17 protein-coding genes are annotated in these 16,658 nt (G+C 64.0%); 11 read left to right on the forward strand and 6 right to left on the reverse strand.

All coding sequences use genetic code 11. The features are described 5' to 3' along the window. Window positions 1–229: 229 nt before the first annotated feature. The 3 genes from BM317_RS07455 to BM317_RS07465 all read left to right on the forward strand — a co-directional run bounded on the left by BM317_RS07455 (window position 230) and on the right by BM317_RS07465 (window position 2,337). Window positions 230–616: an EF-hand domain-containing protein gene (locus tag BM317_RS07455; protein WP_092473742.1), complete on the forward strand. Its 387-nt coding sequence runs from the start codon at window positions 230–232 to the stop codon at window positions 614–616. Between the two features lie 133 nt (window positions 617–749). Continuing rightward, window positions 750–1,595 carry an HvfB family MNIO-type RiPP peptide maturase gene (locus tag BM317_RS07460; protein ID WP_092473746.1) on the forward strand — a complete coding sequence of 282 codons (846 nt, stop codon included), beginning with the start codon at window positions 750–752 and terminating at the stop codon, window positions 1,593–1,595. Continuing rightward, entirely contained in the window at window positions 1,588–2,337 is a 750-nt protein-coding gene (locus tag BM317_RS07465; RefSeq protein ID WP_092473748.1) for an HvfC family RiPP maturation protein, read from the forward strand. Before BM317_RS07460 ends, BM317_RS07465 begins: the two co-directional genes overlap by 8 nt. Window positions 2,338–2,470: 133 nt before the next feature. Here BM317_RS07465 and BM317_RS07470 read toward each other — a convergent pair whose 3' ends face one another. The 4 genes from BM317_RS07470 to BM317_RS07485 all read right to left on the reverse strand — a co-directional run bounded on the left by BM317_RS07470 (window position 2,471) and on the right by BM317_RS07485 (window position 5,856). Continuing rightward, window positions 2,471–2,968, reverse strand: a complete 498-nt coding sequence (locus BM317_RS07470; RefSeq protein ID WP_092473750.1) for an HvfX family Cu-binding RiPP maturation protein — start codon at window positions 2,966–2,968, stop codon at window positions 2,471–2,473. A gap of 17 nt (window positions 2,969–2,985) precedes the next feature. Then, window positions 2,986–3,618 (reverse strand): ferric reductase-like transmembrane domain-containing protein, encoded by a 633-nt coding sequence (locus BM317_RS07475; RefSeq protein ID WP_092473752.1) that lies wholly within the window; start codon window positions 3,616–3,618, stop codon window positions 2,986–2,988. A 190-nt stretch (window positions 3,619–3,808) separates the two neighbouring features. Further along, entirely contained in the window at window positions 3,809–5,119 is a 1,311-nt protein-coding gene (locus tag BM317_RS07480; protein WP_092172922.1) for an ATP-binding protein, read from the reverse strand. Continuing rightward, window positions 5,116–5,856 (reverse strand): response regulator, encoded by a 741-nt coding sequence (locus tag BM317_RS07485; RefSeq protein ID WP_003202589.1) that lies wholly within the window; start codon window positions 5,854–5,856, stop codon window positions 5,116–5,118. Before BM317_RS07485 ends, BM317_RS07480 begins: the two co-directional genes overlap by 4 nt. Window positions 5,857–6,081: 225 nt before the next feature. Here BM317_RS07485 and BM317_RS07490 point away from each other — a divergent pair, with 225 nt between their 5' ends. The 3 genes from BM317_RS07490 (at window position 6,082) to BM317_RS07500 (ending at window position 8,434) form a co-directional block, all read left to right on the forward strand. After that, on the forward strand, window positions 6,082–6,345 hold the full coding sequence (locus BM317_RS07490; protein WP_060742034.1) for a DUF2790 domain-containing protein: 264 nt from the start codon (window positions 6,082–6,084) through the stop codon (window positions 6,343–6,345). Between the two features lie 199 nt (window positions 6,346–6,544). Further along, window positions 6,545–7,756, forward strand: coding sequence for a cytochrome c biogenesis protein DipZ (locus tag BM317_RS07495; protein ID WP_092172925.1), 1,212 nt, complete (start codon window positions 6,545–6,547; stop codon window positions 7,754–7,756). Between the two features lie 348 nt (window positions 7,757–8,104). Next, complete coding sequence (locus tag BM317_RS07500) at window positions 8,105–8,434, forward strand: hypothetical protein (RefSeq protein WP_092473754.1); 330 nt, start codon at window positions 8,105–8,107, stop codon at window positions 8,432–8,434. 4 nt (window positions 8,435–8,438) lie between these two features. Here BM317_RS07500 and BM317_RS07505 read toward each other — a convergent pair whose 3' ends face one another. Beyond that, entirely contained in the window at window positions 8,439–10,304 is a 1,866-nt protein-coding gene (locus tag BM317_RS07505) for a sigma-54-dependent Fis family transcriptional regulator (RefSeq protein WP_092473756.1), read from the reverse strand. A 342-nt stretch (window positions 10,305–10,646) separates the two neighbouring features. Between BM317_RS07505 and BM317_RS07510 the strand changes: the two genes are divergently transcribed. The 5 genes from BM317_RS07510 (at window position 10,647) to BM317_RS07530 (ending at window position 16,007) form a co-directional block, all read left to right on the forward strand. Further along, window positions 10,647–11,717 carry an ATP-NAD kinase family protein gene (locus BM317_RS07510; protein ID WP_092473758.1) on the forward strand — a complete coding sequence of 357 codons (1,071 nt, stop codon included), beginning with the start codon at window positions 10,647–10,649 and terminating at the stop codon, window positions 11,715–11,717. 2 nt (window positions 11,718–11,719) lie between these two features. Beyond that, window positions 11,720–12,697: a thiamine pyrophosphate-dependent dehydrogenase E1 component subunit alpha gene (locus BM317_RS07515; protein ID WP_092473760.1), complete on the forward strand. Its 978-nt coding sequence runs from the start codon at window positions 11,720–11,722 to the stop codon at window positions 12,695–12,697. Between the two features lie 35 nt (window positions 12,698–12,732). Then, on the forward strand, window positions 12,733–13,749 hold the full coding sequence (locus BM317_RS07520) for an alpha-ketoacid dehydrogenase subunit beta (RefSeq protein WP_047228964.1): 1,017 nt from the start codon (window positions 12,733–12,735) through the stop codon (window positions 13,747–13,749). Further along, window positions 13,749–14,861 (forward strand): acetoin dehydrogenase dihydrolipoyllysine-residue acetyltransferase subunit, encoded by a 1,113-nt coding sequence (locus BM317_RS07525; protein ID WP_092473762.1) that lies wholly within the window; start codon window positions 13,749–13,751, stop codon window positions 14,859–14,861. The genes BM317_RS07520 and BM317_RS07525 overlap by 1 nt, the downstream gene beginning before the upstream one ends. Before the next feature lie 81 nt (window positions 14,862–14,942). Further along, window positions 14,943–16,007, forward strand: a complete 1,065-nt coding sequence (locus tag BM317_RS07530; protein ID WP_256326529.1) for a 2,3-butanediol dehydrogenase — start codon at window positions 14,943–14,945, stop codon at window positions 16,005–16,007. Window positions 16,008–16,073: 66 nt separating this feature from the next. On the opposite strand, the gene BM317_RS07535 is transcribed toward BM317_RS07530, so the two are convergent. Beyond that, window positions 16,074–16,628, reverse strand: coding sequence for a DinB family protein (locus tag BM317_RS07535; protein WP_092172949.1), 555 nt, complete (start codon window positions 16,626–16,628; stop codon window positions 16,074–16,076). Window positions 16,629–16,658 lie beyond the last annotated feature (30 nt).

Below are 16,658 nucleotides of genomic sequence, written 5' to 3' on the forward strand. Positions count from 1 at the left end.
ACCGGTGCAGGGCTTCCAAGGTTTCGATTTTTTCAACCCAGGGACCTGAGGCCAGGCGGGCGTGTATCGCAGTGTGTACCGCACAGGCCCGGATACACCTGCTTGAAGAAGGCCCAGGCCGACGACACAGGCCGGATACACACCGGCGATTAACTACGCCAGCCAGCCGACACCGAGCCTCGGTGCGGGTGACTGGCGCCTTAATCGTCAATCGTCAGAGGAATACCCCATGCTCAACTTCTCCCGTCATTCGTCCCTTGCACTCGGCCTGGCCCTGGTCGGCGGCCTGGGTCTTTCCACGGCGGCTTCGGCCTTGACCATGAACGACCTGGCCCAGGGCTACACCCTGGCGGCCGCCGATACCGTGAAGAAACCCGCCGAAGGCAAGTGCGGCGAAGACAAGTTCGCCAAGACCGATAAAAACCACGATGGCCAGGTCTCGCGGGACGAGTTCATCGCCGCTGCACCGGAGCGCGCGGCGGAGTTCGACAAGATCGACGCCAACCACGACGACGGCATCTCGTTGCCGGAAGCCAAGCAATACCTGTCGGCCCAGGCGAAGACCGCGGAAGGCAAATGTGGCGAAGGCAAGTGCGGGGCGGCTATCGAGTCCTGATTCGCCCCGGTGGTGAGCCTGATGAGTTGATGAGGGCCCGACAGCTCCTACACGGCGCCTACAGACCCAGCGGGTCACGGGTGTTCGTTTCATGAGGCTCTCCACATCTCGTTTCCCCCAAGAGAGATGTGTCATGTTGAATCTACCTCAACCCTCGGCAGGTCTCGGCCTGCGTCGGGCGTTGCTCGATGAGTTGCGCCAGGCACCGGCCGGGGATTTCGATTTTCTCGAAGTGGCCCCGGAAAACTGGATCGGAATCGGCGGCCCCCATGGGGCCGCCTTGCATTCGCTGGCCGAACGTTATCCATTGACGTGCCATGGCCTGTCGTTGTCCCTGGGCGGGCCGGCACCGCTGGACCTGGCGTTTCTCGGCCAGGTGCGCGGGTTTCTCGAGCGTTTCAAGGTGCCGCTCTACAGCGAGCACTTGAGCTACTGCGGCGATGACGGGCATCTGTATGACCTGTTGCCGCTGCCCTTTACCGAAGAAGCGGTGCATCACGTGGCGGCGCGGATCCGTCAGGCCCAGGATGTGCTGGGGCGACGTCTGGCGGTGGAAAACGTCTCCTATTATGCCGCCCCCCAACAAGACATGAGCGAGCTGGAATTCACCCGGGCGGTGTTGCGCGAAGCCGATTGCGACCTGTTGCTGGACGTCAACAACGTCTACGTCAATTCGATCAATCACGGTTTCGATCCCCGGGCATTCCTGGCGGGCCTCGAGCCGGAGCGGGTGGTCGCGATGCATGTGGCCGGGCATTACGATGAGTCCGACACCTTGAAAATCGACAGCCATGGCGCACCGGTCAAACCGCTGGTCTGGGCGCTGCTGGCCCAGGCTTACGCGCGCTTCGGCGTGCGGCCGACCCTGCTCGAACGGGACTTCAACTTCCCGCCCTATGCCGCGCTGGTGGCCGAATTGCAGACGATTCGCCAGTTGCAACACCCGGCCGTCAGCCGGCAGGCGGTGACCCATGGCTGAGGCCCGGCAGACGCTGCATCAGCAGCAACAGGCGTTGACCCGTTACCTGCGCGACCCGGAACACTGCCCGGTTCCGACCGGCATGGACGGGGCGCGGGCGCAGGTGTACCGCGACCTGATCTTCGAGAACATGGGTTCGCTGCTCAGCGGCACTTTCCCGGTGCTGGTGAGCGTGCTGGGGCAGGAGCAATGGCGTGCGTGTGTGCGCCGGTTCCTGCGCGAACACCGCTGCGTCACGCCCATGTTCGGTAAAATCGCCGAGGAGTTTGTGAACTACCTCGCGGCCCATCCATCGCCGGATTGGCCGCCGTTCATGGCCGAGCTGGCGCACTATGAGTGGGTCGAGATGGCGCTGCTGCAATCCGAGGCCGAGCCGTTGCTGATTCCTGATGAGGCCGCCTTGCTCGATCTGCCGCTGCGGGTCTCGCCCTTGGCCTGGCCGCTGGCGTATCAGTGGCCGGTGCATCGCCTGGCCCCGGGCTACCAGCCTTCGACGCCACCGGCCCAGCCGACGCTGCTGCTGGTGCGGCGCACGCCTGGGTTTGAGGTGCGTTTTTCCGAACTCAGCCCGTTGGCCTGGCGCCTTTTGCAGCGCATCGAGGAATATCCCGAGTTGGCGGGGCGAGGGCAGTTGCTGGCGTTGGCGCAGGAGGCGGGGGTGGCTTCGTTCGAGTTCATGGACAGCGCCGTGGCGCTGTTGCGGCGGATGCAGGAACAAGGGGTTGTTGGCGTGCAGCAGTAATCTGCCCATTTGAAATGCTAACCCCTGTGGGAGCGGGCTTGCTCGCGAAAGCGGTGTATCAGTCAAAGTCAAGTTGGCTGACACTCCGCTTTCGCGAGCAAGCCCGCTCCCACAAGGTTATGCATTAATTGCACTATCGGCGGTGCAGGCCGCTCTTCAGCACGGCATCCACGCTCAGCTTCCCAGCCCCTTGCAGCACCAACGGCAGCAGCGCCACCAGGTAGATCAACGGCAGCTTGAAGTTGCCATGCCCCTTGTTGGTAATCGCATAACCCTGGGCCAGTTCGCTCAAGCTCGACCAGTCCGCCGGCCAGTGCACGGCAGCGGTCGCCACCACGGTGACGACGATCAACACCAGCGCCGACAGGCGCGTGCCCAAGCCGATCAACAGGGCGATGGCGCCGATCAGTTCGGCCCACATCGCCAGTTCCCAGTTCCACTGGGCCGGTACATGGTCGAAGGGGAACGGGAAGGCGGACTGGATCTCGGCGAACCAGTTCTCGCCATTCCATTTTTCCAGGCCGGATTCGAAAAACTCCCAGGACAGGAACAGGCGCAGGCCCAGCGGCGCGAGCCAGGCGCCTGCCTGATCGAGATGCAGGTGCAGTGTTTTCAGCACGTTTGAATACATGATCGGCCTCCCTGGGCTCAAGCGTGTTGCGGCCGTTGGCGGCGCTGAGTGGCCTGGGCCAGCTTGCCCACCAGGCGGATGGCGGTGGCGGCGCAGATCAGGCCGAACGGCAGCACGTACCAGTCGCTCATGGGAATACGCTTGAAATTGGAGTAGGCAAAGATCGCCGCCAGCACCCACATACCGGTGACATGCAGGCGCTTCCAGGCCTTGAAACCGATCAGGCGCGTGGTGCTTTTGAATGAAGTCAGGGCCAGCACCAGGATGAATACGTAGCCCACGGTGCCGGGCACGTTGCCGAGGGTGGTGCGGCCGGGCCAGAACTCGGTGTTGAGCTGGCCGTAGCTGTAGATCAGCACCGCGTGGACCAGATGGGAGAAGGCAAACGCCAGCCCGATGAAGCGTCGTTCACGCACCAGCGACCGGCTCAGGGGCGAGGGCACCAGCACCGCGAATGCCGAGGCGGTGAAGGCGATCAAGAAGAGCAAGAAGGACGAACGAGCCGTGGCGCGAATGGCGCTGCGCACGCCTTCGGTGAGGTCCGGGTTGAGCACCAGGATCAACCCGGTCATCAACAGCACCAGGGCGGCGAGCAGGCTGAACAGCGACCAGCCCTGGAAACGAAGGGGAGATGCAGTTGCGGTAGGCATGTAAAGGCTCCTTGGATGTCGAGGCCCGGTGGTGATAGTCACCGGGGATGCGAGGAGTCTTTCAAGCCGGTGTAGGCGGGGTGTGTCCGCAACTCAGCATTGTGCAAGTTTGTGTATGCCGATCATCCGCAGACACACTGACATACAAACCCCCTCCAAATCCAATACCCCACAGAGGTTGTTGGTAGTGTCAGCTTGCGAAGGCCAGGCGCAGCTCGGCGCATAGGCCGCCGCCGTCGCGGTTGCTCAGGGTCAGTGAGCCGCCCATGGCGATGGCCAGTTGCTGGGCGATGGCCAGGCCCAGGCCGGTGCCACCGGTTTCCCGGTTGCGCGAGCTTTCCACCCGGTAGAAGGGCTTGAGCACCTCGGCCAGTTCCTGCTCGCTGATCCCGGGGCCACGGTCCAGCACCTGGATCGCCAGTTGCCCGTTGTCGGCCGGTTGCACCTGGATCTGCGCCGCGCCGCCGAATTTCAAGGCGTTGTCCACCAGGTTGACCAGCACCCGCCGCAGGGCATGGGGGCGGGTGTCGATGACGGCGGCGTTTTTCCCGGACAGCTGCACATCCTTGCCGGTGTCCTGGTAGTCGAACACCAGGCTGTCGAGAAACGCATCCAGGCTGATCCGGCAACTGGCCTCGGTGGCGCCGTGGATGCTGCGGGCATAGGCCACCCCTTCACGCACCAAGTGTTCCATTTCGCTCAAGTCGCTCCACAATTTTTCCCGTTCGATCCCTTCGTCCATGAACTCGGCGCGCAGCTTCATGCGCGTGATGGGCGTCTGCAAGTCATGGGAAATCGCCGCCAGCAACTGCATGCGCTCCTTGAGGTAGGCGGCGATGCGGTCCTGCATGGCATTGAAGGCCTTGGCCGCATGCACCACTTCGGTCGGGCCCTTTTCGTCCAGGCGGACGCTGTGGGCGTTCGGGTCGAGGGTTTCCACCGCCTGGGCCAGCCGGGTCAGGGGCCCGACGGCAATGCGCACGGCCAGCCAGGTGCAGCCGATCAACAGCGCCAACTGCCCCAGCAACACCATCGGCAGCCAGGGGGAGAGGGGCATCATCGCCGGGCGTACGTCGATGGTCAGCGGGCTGCCATCCCCCAGGCGCAGGAGTGCCTGATAGTGCATTTTCGGCCCGGGAATCTGCTTGAAGGTCAGGCCATAGGCCTGGCCGATGGCCTCCTGGATCGAACTGACCGAGATCGGCGCGTCGGCAAGATCCATCGGTTGCCCGGGCTGGCCTTCGTCGAGCAGGTAGCCATAGTTGCGCCGGGCGAGTTTCGGCAGCCAGGCCGGGCGTTCGGCGGCAGGCAGGCGGTCGAGAATGGCGACGGAGGTCGAAACATCGGTTTCCAGGTTGCCGAGCATGGTCGACTTGGCACTCTGATAGCGCTCGTAGTATTGGACACCGAAGGACAAGCCCTGGGCCAGGATCAGGCCGATCAGGAAGATCAGCGACAACCTCGAGGCCAGGGTCCTTGGCCAACGCAGCGGCAGACTCATACCGAGGCCTCGAGGATCTCCACCGGCAGCGAGAACACGTAGCCTTCGCTGCGCACGGTCTTGATATAGGCCGGCTCCCGGGCATCGTCCAGCAGGCGCTGGCGCAGGCGACTGACCAGCAAATCGATGGAGCGATCGAACAGGTCGGCGTCCCGGCCCTGGGTGAGGTTAAGCAACTGGTCGCGGTTGAGCACCCGTTGCGGATGGTCGAGAAATACCCGCAGCAAACGATATTCGGCGCCGCTCAAGGCGACCATGGTGCCGTCGGTGTCCAGCAGGTGGCGGGCGGTGGTGTCCAGGCGCCAGCGCCCGAACGCCAGCAGGCGACCGCTTTCGGTGACCACCAGGTTGGGCGGCAGCATGCGGGTGCGGCGCAGCACGGCGTTGATCCGCGCCAGTAGTTCACGGGCGGCGAACGGCTTGACCAGGTAATCATCGGCGCCCATCTCCAGGCCGATGATGCGGTCGGTTTCGTCGTTGCGCGCGGTGAGCATCAGCACCGGCGTGGCTTTGTGCTTGCCGGCACGCAGTTCCCGGCACAGCACCAGGCCGTCGTCGCCGGGCATCATGATGTCCAGCACGATCAGGTCCACCGGGGTGGTTTCCAGGAAGGCGCGCATCTGCCGGCCATCGGCGACGACGGTGGTGCGCAGGCCATTCTTTTTCAGGTAGTTGCCAACCAGCTCTCTGATCTCGCGATCGTCATCCACTATCAACACGTGATCGACATGATCCATGGTGTCCAGCTCCTCGGCGTTTCGTTGTGAGCAGTCTACAGGCGCCGGCCGGCCCGGCTCGCGGCGGTTTGTATTGCAGTGTATCTGGCGCGCGACGGATACACAGCGATGCAAAAAGCCACCTGGCTCGATACAGACGCGATACCTGCGCGGCATTCAATGGCACCCATCGAGGCAATACAACGGGCCTCGGCAGATAACCCCCCATTGAATCGAGGAATCGCCATGAACACCAAAGCCCTCTATGCCGCCTGCCTTTTCGCCGCGCTGAACATCTGCACCCTGTCGGCCCGGGCCGAAAGCAACGTGCAAACCCACAGCTACACCTACGGCACCCACCTGGACATCCAGAAGGTGCTTTCCCTTACCGAAGACGCCGAGCCGACCTGCGGCGTGGTCAACGCCCACATGACCTACCTGGATTCGGCAGGTCACGAGCAAGCGCTGGACTATCGCAAGTTTTCCGATAACTGCAGCAACCAGAACTGAGATCAACACCCTAGTCATGGCTGCCAGGTCCCTGTGGCGAGGGGATTTATCCCCGCTGGGTCGCGAAGCGGCCCCCTTTATTTACCCGATGAGTCGAGTTGCCAGGGTTTGGGCCGCTTCGCAGCCCAGCGGGGATAAATCCCCTCGCCACAAAGGTGTTGGCTCTTATTCATGTTTCAGCCCATTTTGAGGTGTTGCCATGCTTCTGATCGCTTTTCTCGGCGGGATCCTGACGATCCTCAGCCCCTGTATTCTTCCGGTGGTGCCGTTTCTGTTCGCCCGGGCCGACCGCTCCCGCGGCTCGGTGCTGCTGACTCTCGGCGGCATGGTGCTGACGTTCGCCCTGGTCTCCAGCCTGGCGGTGGTCAGTAGCGAATGGGTGGTGCGCGCCAGCAGCGTCGGCCGGCAAGTCGCCTTGGTGGTGATGGTGGTGTTCGCCTTGTCATTGATCTTCAGCCGGGTCGGCATCTGGCTGGCGCGGCCGCTGGTCAGCCTGGGCAATCGCCTGGACGCCGGGGCCGGGCGGATGGCCGGGCCGGTGGCCTCGGTACTGATCGGGGTCGCCACCGGGCTGCTCTGGGCACCATGCGCCGGGCCGATACTCGGGGTGATCCTGACCGGCGCCATGCTGCAAGGCGCCAGCGCACAAACCAGCCTGCTGTTGCTCGCCTACGGCCTGGGCAGTGCCTTGTCCCTGGGTACATTGATCCTGGCCGGGCGTGGTCTGGTCGGGCGCCTGAAACTCTCGCTGCCGATCACCACCTGGTTGCGCCGGGGAACGGGGGCGCTGGTGTTGCTGGCGGCCGTGGCGATTGGCACCGGGGCGGACGATCGCTTGTTGGCGGCGACTTCCTCCCAACCCTCGACCACCTTGGAGAAAAGCCTGCTGGAGAGTGTGCCCAAGGCCATCGACTATGTGGTGAGCAAGGCTGGCGCGAGCGCCATGCCGGCCCTCGAATCCCAGGGCGCCATGCCTGCACTGGACGGCGCGGTGCAATGGCTGAACTCGCCACCACTGAGCAGCGAGTCACTGAGGGGCAAGGTGGTGCTGGTGGACTTCTGGACCTACGACTGCATCAACTGCCAGCACACCTTGCCCTATGTGAACGCTTGGGCGAAGAAGTATGAAAAGGACGGGCTGGTGGTGATCGGTGTCCACACCCCGGAATACGGCTACGAGAAGATCATCGACAACGTACGCGAACAGGTACGCAAACTGGACATCCACTACCCGGTGGCGATCGACAACCAGTATGCGATCTGGCGCGCCTTCAACAATCAGTACTGGCCGGCCCATTACTTCATCGATGCCAAGGGGCAGGTGCGCTACAGCCACTTTGGCGAAGGGCGCTACGGCGAGCAGGAGCAGGTGATCCAGCAACTGCTGCAGGAGGCCAAGGCAGGCCAGTGACTTGTGGTGAGGGAGCAAGCTCCCATGAAATAAGCGGTGCGCGGATTGATCGTTCCCACGCTCTGCGTGGTAATGCATCCCGTGACGCTCTGCGTCACCTTTCAGAAGCGGAACGCGGAGCGTCCCTGGCGGCGTTCCCACGCGGAGCGTGAGGAACGATCTTCCACCGCCGCCGCGATCAAACGCGGTGCCTCAGGGAACGGTAGAGGACCGCTTCGCAGCCCGGCGGGAGCAAGCTCCCTCGCCACAAAAGCTCACATAGCCACATGTCGGTGCAGCGGTGCTGGCCCCTTGCTCATTTACATAAGGTCAAACTTCTTTTTTTTCAGAAAGTTGGGCGACAAACCTATGCGTATTTCTATGTGGGTCGTGGCGACGTTTCTCTTGGCCGCCGTTTCGCTTGAGGCCCAGGCCAGGGCGCTGACGCAGAACCAGCAGTCGGTGTGCCGCTGGGGTTCGGACGTCGCGGCGGGCGCGCAGGCGTCGAAGCTTTCCGGCGTCAGCCTGTACGGCGCGCGCAAGAAGCTGCAGGTGCGCAAGTTTCCCCGGCCCTGGATGCGCATGACCGCCCTGGGCATTACCGAGCAGACTTACAACAGCGCTTCGCGTCTGAAGCCTGCTGCGGTCAAGCAGACCTACTACGAACAATGTGTCCGTCATGAACTGGCGCGACGATAGGCCCTTAGGCCGGGCTGCGGCCTGGCATTTCGATGCCATGCTGGTGCACCCGCCGATACAGGGTCGCCCGGGAAATGCCCAGGGCCCGGGCAGCAGCGGTGGGTTTCCAGCGGTGGCGCACCAGGGCATCGAGCAGTGCCTGGCGTTCCGGGCTGGCGCTCGGCTCCGGTCCATGATCGACGGCGTCCGCGCGGTGCAATGACTCGGGCAGGTGGCTGAGTTGGACCACACTGGCTTCGCACACCGCACAGGCATAACGCAGCACATGGCGCAACTGGCGGACATTGCCCGGCCAGTGATAACCGAGCAGGCATTCCAGCGCCGCGCTGCTCAATTGCACCGTTCCCCCGCAGAGCGCTGACTCCTCGGCAAGAATTCGATTGATCAGCGCCAGCCGGTCGCTGCGTTCGCGCAACGGTGGTAGCTGGAAACGCGCGCCACCGAGGCGGAAATACAAATCCTCACGAAACTCGCCAGCGGTCACCAGGGTCTCCAGGTCGTGGTGGGTGGCGCAGATCACTTGGATGTCCACGGCCTTGCGGCGAGATGCCCCCAGCGGCGCCACTTCACCCTCGGCCAGCACCCGCAGCAGGCGGGTCTGCAAGGCCAGCGGCATGTCACCGATCTCATCCAGGAACAAGGTGCCGCCATCGGCCTGCTGCAGCAGGCCTTGCATACCTTTGGCCGAGGCACCGGTGAAGGCGCCGGCGACGTAGCCGAACAATTCGCTTTCGATCAGGCTTTCGGGAATGGCGGCGCAATTCAACGCCACGAAAGGGCGATCACGGCGCTGGCTGGCCTGGTGCAACTGCCGGGCGAACACTTCCTTGCCGGAACCGGTTTCGCCCTGGATCAGCACTGGCAGGTTGCGATCCTTGACCCGTACCGCCAGGCGCAGGCTGTCGGCCAGGCGCGAATCGATCTCGGCCGGCGTCATCGCCACCCGCGGACGCGGATTGGCCCGCTGGCGGGGTGCGCTCAAGCGGCCATGCAAAGCGTGATCGAGTAAGCAGAGGCTTTCGTCCCGGGCCCGGTGCAGCCGCTGCTGGTCGAACACCTGGCCGATGTGTTGCGGCAACTGTCCGTAATGTTGCAGCAGGTATTGGCGGGCGGCCGGGTTCAGGGCTTGCAGGCAACCGTCGTCGTCCCAGGCGAACAGGAAGTCCGGCTGGCTGTCGACGTAGCCAGCGTTGCGATGGGCCCGCAGCACCCAGTAGCCCTGGGCACTGCTCATGAAAAACGCCTGCTCGATCTCTCGGGCGCTCTGCACCACCATTTGCCGGATCAGGTGCTGCGAGCGTCGATCATCCGGCGAGCGCACTGCCGAGACATCCAGCACCCCGAGCAATTCTCCCCGGGGGTCGAAGACCGGTGCGGCGGAGCAGGTCAGGCCAATGAACGCCGCGCGGAAATGGTCGCGCTTGTGCACCGTCACCGGGGCTTTGCCCGTGAGCACCGCCGCCACGCCACAGGTGCCTTCTTCACCCTCTGACCAACACGTGCCCAGGTACAGCCCGGCCTTGCGGCAGTCATTGCGGATCGTGGTTTCCACCCGATAGTCGATGGTCTGGCCCTGGGCATCGGTCAAGAGCACGCAGTAGTCGGCATCACGTACCCGGCCATGGAGGCGGGCCACTTCTTCGCTGGCGATATTGAGGAACAGCTCGGAGCGCTCGCGGCATTGCTTGAGCACGTCCTGGGACAGGATGCGCGGGCCCTGCAGCGAACCGGGGTCCAGGTGATGTTGCTCCAGGGAGCGGCGCCAGGAGTCGAGGATCAGGTCCGGGACAGGCAGTTGAGGCAATTGCGCCGCGTTTTTCACCACGCGGCTGACGCAATCCACGTGCGCCCGGGAGTGAGCGGAAAGCATAGGGGCCTCCGATTCAGCTTCTTGTCGTTGTGCGCACATTAAGCGCCGTTCGCCGGGTGCAGACAAGCACGACGGGTTGTTCGGCAGGTGTGAGACGCCACGTCTCAGCGTCTCGCCGCCACCTCGTGCAGGCTGACATGGAGCGTCTCAGCGGGGCTCGCCTGGCCTTATCGAACATCACGCCTGGAACGCTCTGGTCCGGCTGTCTCCTGGGTTTTTCCGGTAACTGGCACCGCCCTTGCTCTACCCCTGGAGCCCGCCCGTCGGGCCATCCAATAATAACAACGAGGTGTCTATGTTCTCCTGTCCAGGCCGTTCGCCTGATCTTCCCACGGTGGCACCATGAGCCGCCGGCCACTGACCGTGGGCATCATCGCCAACCCCGCATCGGGCCGCGACGTGCGGCGCCTGACCGCCAATGCCGGGCTGTTTTCCAGCACCGACAAGGTCTCGGTGATCCAGCGCCTGTTGGCCGCTTTCGGTGCCACCGGCATCGAGCAGGTGTTGATGCCCACCGACATGATTGGCATGGCCGCCGCTGTGCTGAAGAACAGCCACAGCCGCCAGGCCCGCAGCAGCCACTGGCCGGCCCTGGAGTTCCTCGACCTGACCCTGCGCCAGACCGTCGAAGACACCCGCCAGGCCGCGCGCCTGATGGCCGAGCGCGAGGTGGCGCTGATCGCCGTGCTCGGTGGCGACGGCACCCACAAGGCGGTGGCCGCCGAAGTGGGGGACATCCCGTTGCTGACCCTGTCCACCGGCACCAACAATGCCTTTCCCGAACTGCGCGAGGCCACCAGTGCCGGGCTGGCCGGTGGGTTGTATGCCAGCGGCCGGGTCCCGGAGCAGATCGGTTTGCGCCGCAACAAGCGTTTACTGGTTTGCGACGCCGGACGTGGCCTGCGGGAAGTCGCCTTGGTGGACGTCGCCGTGTCGCCCCTGCGGTTTGTCGGCGCCCGGGCCATCAGTCGGGCACAGGACCTGGTCGAAGTGTTCGTGACCTTCGCCGAACCGCAGTCCATCGGCCTGTCGGCGCTATGCGGCTTGTGGTTGCCGGTGTCACGCCAGGCACCGGGTGGTGCCTGGATGCGCCTGGACCCGCAATCCCCCGAAGCGCTGCTGGTGCCGCTTGCGCCGGGCCTGTTGCAGGGCTGTGGCGTGCTCGCCGCCGGCCCCCTGGAACCCGGTGTCGCCCATGGCCTGTCGCTCTCCAGCGGCACCCTGGCCCTGGACGGCGAGCGGGAAATCGAATTCAACGTGCATGACCGGCCCACGGTCACCCTCGATGCCGGCGGTCCACTGAGCATCGACGTCAACGCGGTGCTGGCCTACGCCGCGCAACAACGTTTGCTGGCCATCGGCCGCGAACACCCGCAACACCCCCTGAACCTTCAAGACACCCCTGGAGAATAAAAATGTCGACACCGCTCACCCACGATCAACTGCTGCACGCCTATCAGGTGATGCGCACCATCCGCGCCTTTGAAGAGCGCCTGCACGTGGAGTTCGCCACCGGCGAGATCCCCGGGTTCGTCCACCTGTATGCCGGCGAAGAAGCCTCGGCCGCAGGCGTCATGGCCCACCTGGGCGATGACGATTGCATTGCCTCCAACCACCGTGGCCATGGCCATTGCATCGCCAAGGGCGTGGACGTCTACGGGATGATGGCCGAGATCTACGGCAAGAAAACCGGCGTCTGCCAAGGCAAGGGCGGCTCGATGCACATCGCCGACTTCGAGAAAGGCATGCTCGGCGCCAATGGCATTGTCGGCGCCGGCGCGCCCCTGGTGGTCGGCGCGGCTTTGGCGGCCCGGCTCAAGGGCACCGACAGCGTCGCCGTGGTGTTTTTCGGCGATGGCGGCTCCAACGAGGGCGCGGTGTTCGAAGCCATGAACATGGCCTCGGTGTGGAACCTGCCGTGCCTGTTCGTCGCGGAAAACAACGGCTACGCCGAAGCCACCGCGTCCAATTGGTCGGTGGCCTGCGATCACATCGCCGACCGCGCGGCCGGGTTCGGCATGCCCGGCGTGACCGTCGACGGCTTCGACTTCTTTGCCGTGCATGAAGCCGCCGGGGCCGCCGTCGAACGCGCCCGTGCCGGGGAGGGACCGTCGCTGATCGAGGTCAAGCTGACCCGCTACTACGGCCACTTCGAGGGCGACGCCCAGACCTACCGGGCCCCCGACGAGGTCAAGCACTTCCGTGAAAACCAGGACTGCCTGACGCAGTTCCGCGAGCGCACCACCCGGGCCGGCTTGCTCACCGTCGAGCAACTGGACCAGATCGATAAGGAAGTGGACCTGCTGATTGAAAACGCCGTGTACAAGGCCAAGTCCGATCCCAAGCCCTCCGCGGCGGACCTGCTGACCGACGTCTACGTCAGCTACCCCTGAACGCCCTCCGAACAACAAGAATAGAGAACTCCATCATGGCGAGAAAAATCAGCTATCAGCAGGCAATCAACGAAGCGCTGGCCCAAGAGATGCGCCGGGACTCAAGCGTGTTCATCATGGGTGAGGACGTGGCCGGTGGCGCTGGCGCCCCCGGTGAAAATGACGCCTGGGGCGGTGTACTTGGGGTGACCAAGGGCCTTTACGACCAGTTCCCCGGGCGCGTGCTGGACACGCCGCTCTCGGAAATCGGTTACGTCGGCGCGGCAGTCGGGGCTGCCACCTGCGGCGTACGCCCGGTGTGCGAACTGATGTTCGTCGACTTTGCCGGGTGCTGCCTGGACCAGATCCTCAACCAGGCGGCGAAGTTTCGCTACATGTTCGGCGGCAAGGCTTCCACGCCCCTGGTGATCCGCACCATGGTCGGCGCCGGCCTGCGCGCCGCCGCCCAGCATTCGCAGATGCTCACGTCCTTGTGGACGCACATTCCGGGGCTGAAAGTGGTCTGCCCGTCATCGCCCTACGACGCCAAGGGCCTGCTGATCCAGGCGATCCGCGACAACGACCCGGTGATCTTCTGCGAGCACAAGTTGCTCTACAGCATGCAGGGTGAAGTGCCGGAAGAGCTCTACACCATCCCCTTTGGCGAGGCCAACTTCCTGCGCGACGGCAAGGACGTGACCCTGGTGTCCTACGGACGCATGGTCAACACCGCGATGGACGCCGCGCGCAGCCTGGCCGGGCGCGGTATCGACTGCGAAGTCATCGACCTGCGGACCACCAGCCCGATGGACGAGGACAGCATCCTCGAAAGCGTGGAGAAGACCGGGCGCCTGGTGGTGATCGACGAGGCCAACCCGCGCTGTTCCATGGCCACCGATATTTCCGCGCTGGTGGCGCAAAAAGCCTTCGGCGCGCTCAAGGCCCCGATCGAAATGGTCACCGCGCCGCACACGCCGGTGCCGTTCTCCGATGCCCTGGAAGACCTGTACATCCCTGACGCGGCGAAGATCGAGCAAGCCGTGCTCAACGTGATCGAGTGGAGCAAGCGCTGATGAGCCAGATTCATACCTTGACCATGCCCAAGTGGGGCCTGTCGATGACCGAGGGCCGGGTCGATGCCTGGCTCAAGGAGGAGGGCCAGGCCATCGCCAAGGGCGATGAAGTGATGGATGTCGAGACGGACAAGATCTCCAGCAGCGTCGAGGCGCCGTTCTCCGGAATCCTGCGCCGGCAGGTTGCCCGCCAGGACGAAACCCTGGCGGTCGGCGCCTTGCTCGGTATCGTCGTCGACGGCGAGGCCAGCGACGCCGAGATCGACGCGGTCATCGAGCAGTTCCAGTCCAGCTTCGTGCCCGGTGACGCAGCCGATGAAGACAGCGGTCCGACACCGCAGAAAGTCGAGTTGGACGGCCGGGTGATTCGCTATTTCGAACGCGGCGAGGGCGGCGTGCCGTTGGTGCTGGTGCACGGTTTCGGCGGCGACCTGAACAATTGGCTGTTCAACCATGAAGCACTGGCCGTCGGGCGACGGGTCATTGCCCTGGACCTGCCGGGCCATGGCGAATCTTCGAAAACCCTGCAACGCGGCGACCTGGACGAGCTGAGCGGCGTGGTGCTGGCCTTGCTCGATCACCTGGACATCAACGCTGTGCATCTGGTGGGGCATTCCATGGGTGGGGCGGTGGCGCTGAATGCCGCGCGTCTGATGCCTCAGCGCGTACGGTCGCTGACCTTGATCGGCAGCGCCGGGCTGGGCGCGCAGATCAACGGCGGCTACCTGCAAGGTTTCGTCGAAGCGGCCAACCGCAACGCCCTCAAGCCGCCACTGGTGCAACTGTTCTCCAATGCCGAGCTGGTCACGCGGCAGATGCTCGACGACATGCTTAAGTACAAGCGCCTGGAAGGCGTGGACGCCGCGCTGCGGCAACTGTCGGCGACGCTGTTCGCCGACGGCCACCAGCAGATGGACCTGCGCGATGTGGTACAGGCCGGTCACGTACCGACCCTGGTGATCTGGGGCAGCGACGACGCAATCATCCCGGCGGCCCACAGCGAAGGGCTGGATGCCCAGGTAGAAGTGCTCCCCGGCCAGGGCCACATGGTGCAGATGGAAGCGGCCGAGCAGGTCAATCGATCGATTATCGAGTTCATCGCACAGCACTGACCCAGCGGGCGGCGATGAATCGCCGCCCCATAAAATCCTCTGGAGGCAACTATGAACGTTTCAATCAAGCCGACCCGCAGCATGCGCGCCGCCGTCTGGCATGGCCGCAACGACATTCGCGTCGAAGACGTGCCACTGCCGGTTTCGCCGCCCGCCGGTTGGGTGCAGATCCGTGTGCAATGGTGCGGCATCTGCGGCTCGGACCTGCATGAATACGTGGCCGGGCCGGTGTTCATCCCGGTGGACGCGCCGCACCCGCTGACCGGGATCAAGGGTCAGTGCATCCTCGGTCATGAGTTCTGCGGCGAAATCGTCGAACTGGGCGCCGGCGTCGAGGGTTTCAGCGTCGGCGAACCGGTGGCGGCCGATGCCTGCCAGCACTGCGGCACTTGCTATTACTGTACCCACGGGCTCTACAACATCTGCGAGAACCTGGCCTTCACCGGGCTGATGAACAACGGTGCGTTCGCGGAGTTGGTCAACGTGCCGGCGAACCTGCTCTACAAACTGCCTGCCGACTTTCCGACCGAGGCCGGTGCGTTGATCGAGCCGTTGGCGGTGGGCATGCATGCGGTGAAAAAGGCCGGCAGCCTGCTGGGTCAGAACGTGGTGGTGGTCGGCGCCGGGACCATTGGGCTGTGCACCATCATGTGCGCCAGGGCGGCCGGCGCGGCCCAGGTGATTGCCCTGGAAATGTCCGGTGCCCGCAAGGCCAAGGCCCTGGAAGTCGGCGCCAGCCATGTGATCGATCCGAACGAGTGCGACGCCCTGGCCGAAGTCCGCCGCCTGACCGCCGGCCTGGGGGCCGATGTCAGTTTCGAATGCATTGGCAACAAGCACACCGCCAAGCTGGCCATCGACCTGATCCGCAAGGCCGGCAAATGCGTGTTGGTAGGCATTTTCGAGGAACCGAGCGAGTTCAACTTCTTTGAACTGGTCTCCACCGAGAAACAAGTGCTCGGCGCGCTGGCTTACAACGGTGAGTTCGCCGATGTGATTGCCTTCATCGCCGACGGCCGCCTGGACATCTCGCCGCTGGTGACCGGGCGCATCCAGTTGGAGGAGATCGTCGGGCAGGGCTTCGAGGAACTGGTGAACAACAAGGAGCACAACGTGAAGATCATCGTGTCTCCCGCACGGATCTGAGAGCGCCCGGGTGGGCGATTTGGCGATGGCCGGCAGCGGCCGTCGCTTTTTTTTCGGCGTAGCGCTTCAGTCGGGCCGATAGTCTCGCCAGACAGTTGCTTCGTTGAGTTGCAGTGTTTGTTCTTCTTGCTGCCGAAACCTACGGTCGCAGTCGAGGAAAAACTCATCGAGCTGCGGTGGCTTGACATCCGTGCCGCTGAGCATCGAATGCACCTGGCCGCGGTGATGGATCTGATGTTCGAACAGGTGCAACAGCAGTCGGTCGATTCGTTCGAGCACCACACCGTCGGCACGCACCAGGTCGACGGAGCGGGCGAGGTCTTTTTCTCGCAGTGATTCGCAGAAGGCCACAAGCCGCTGGTCGGTTTGAGTCTGGCTCTGCATGAGCTGGGCAAAGGGCAGGATCTCGGAGAAATCCTTTATCTGGCCGTCACGATCACCTTCAAGGGCGGTGAGGTAGTAACGGTCCACTTCCAGGATGTGGCAAAGCGTGGCTTGGATGGACGGAAAGAACCCCGTGCGCTGGGCCACATATTCGGCCTCGCTCAGTTGCGCGCAGGTGTTGAGCAGCCTGTGATTGGCCCATTGGTTGTTCAGGGCCTGGGCCAGGAAATAGTTCATGGGAAGCCTCCCTGTCATGGCCGCCACAAA

The sequence above is a fragment of the Pseudomonas sp. NFACC24-1 genome, from assembly GCF_900115235.1.
In the GTDB taxonomy this organism is placed as follows: Bacteria; Pseudomonadota; Gammaproteobacteria; order Pseudomonadales; family Pseudomonadaceae; genus Aquipseudomonas; species Aquipseudomonas fluorescens_AA.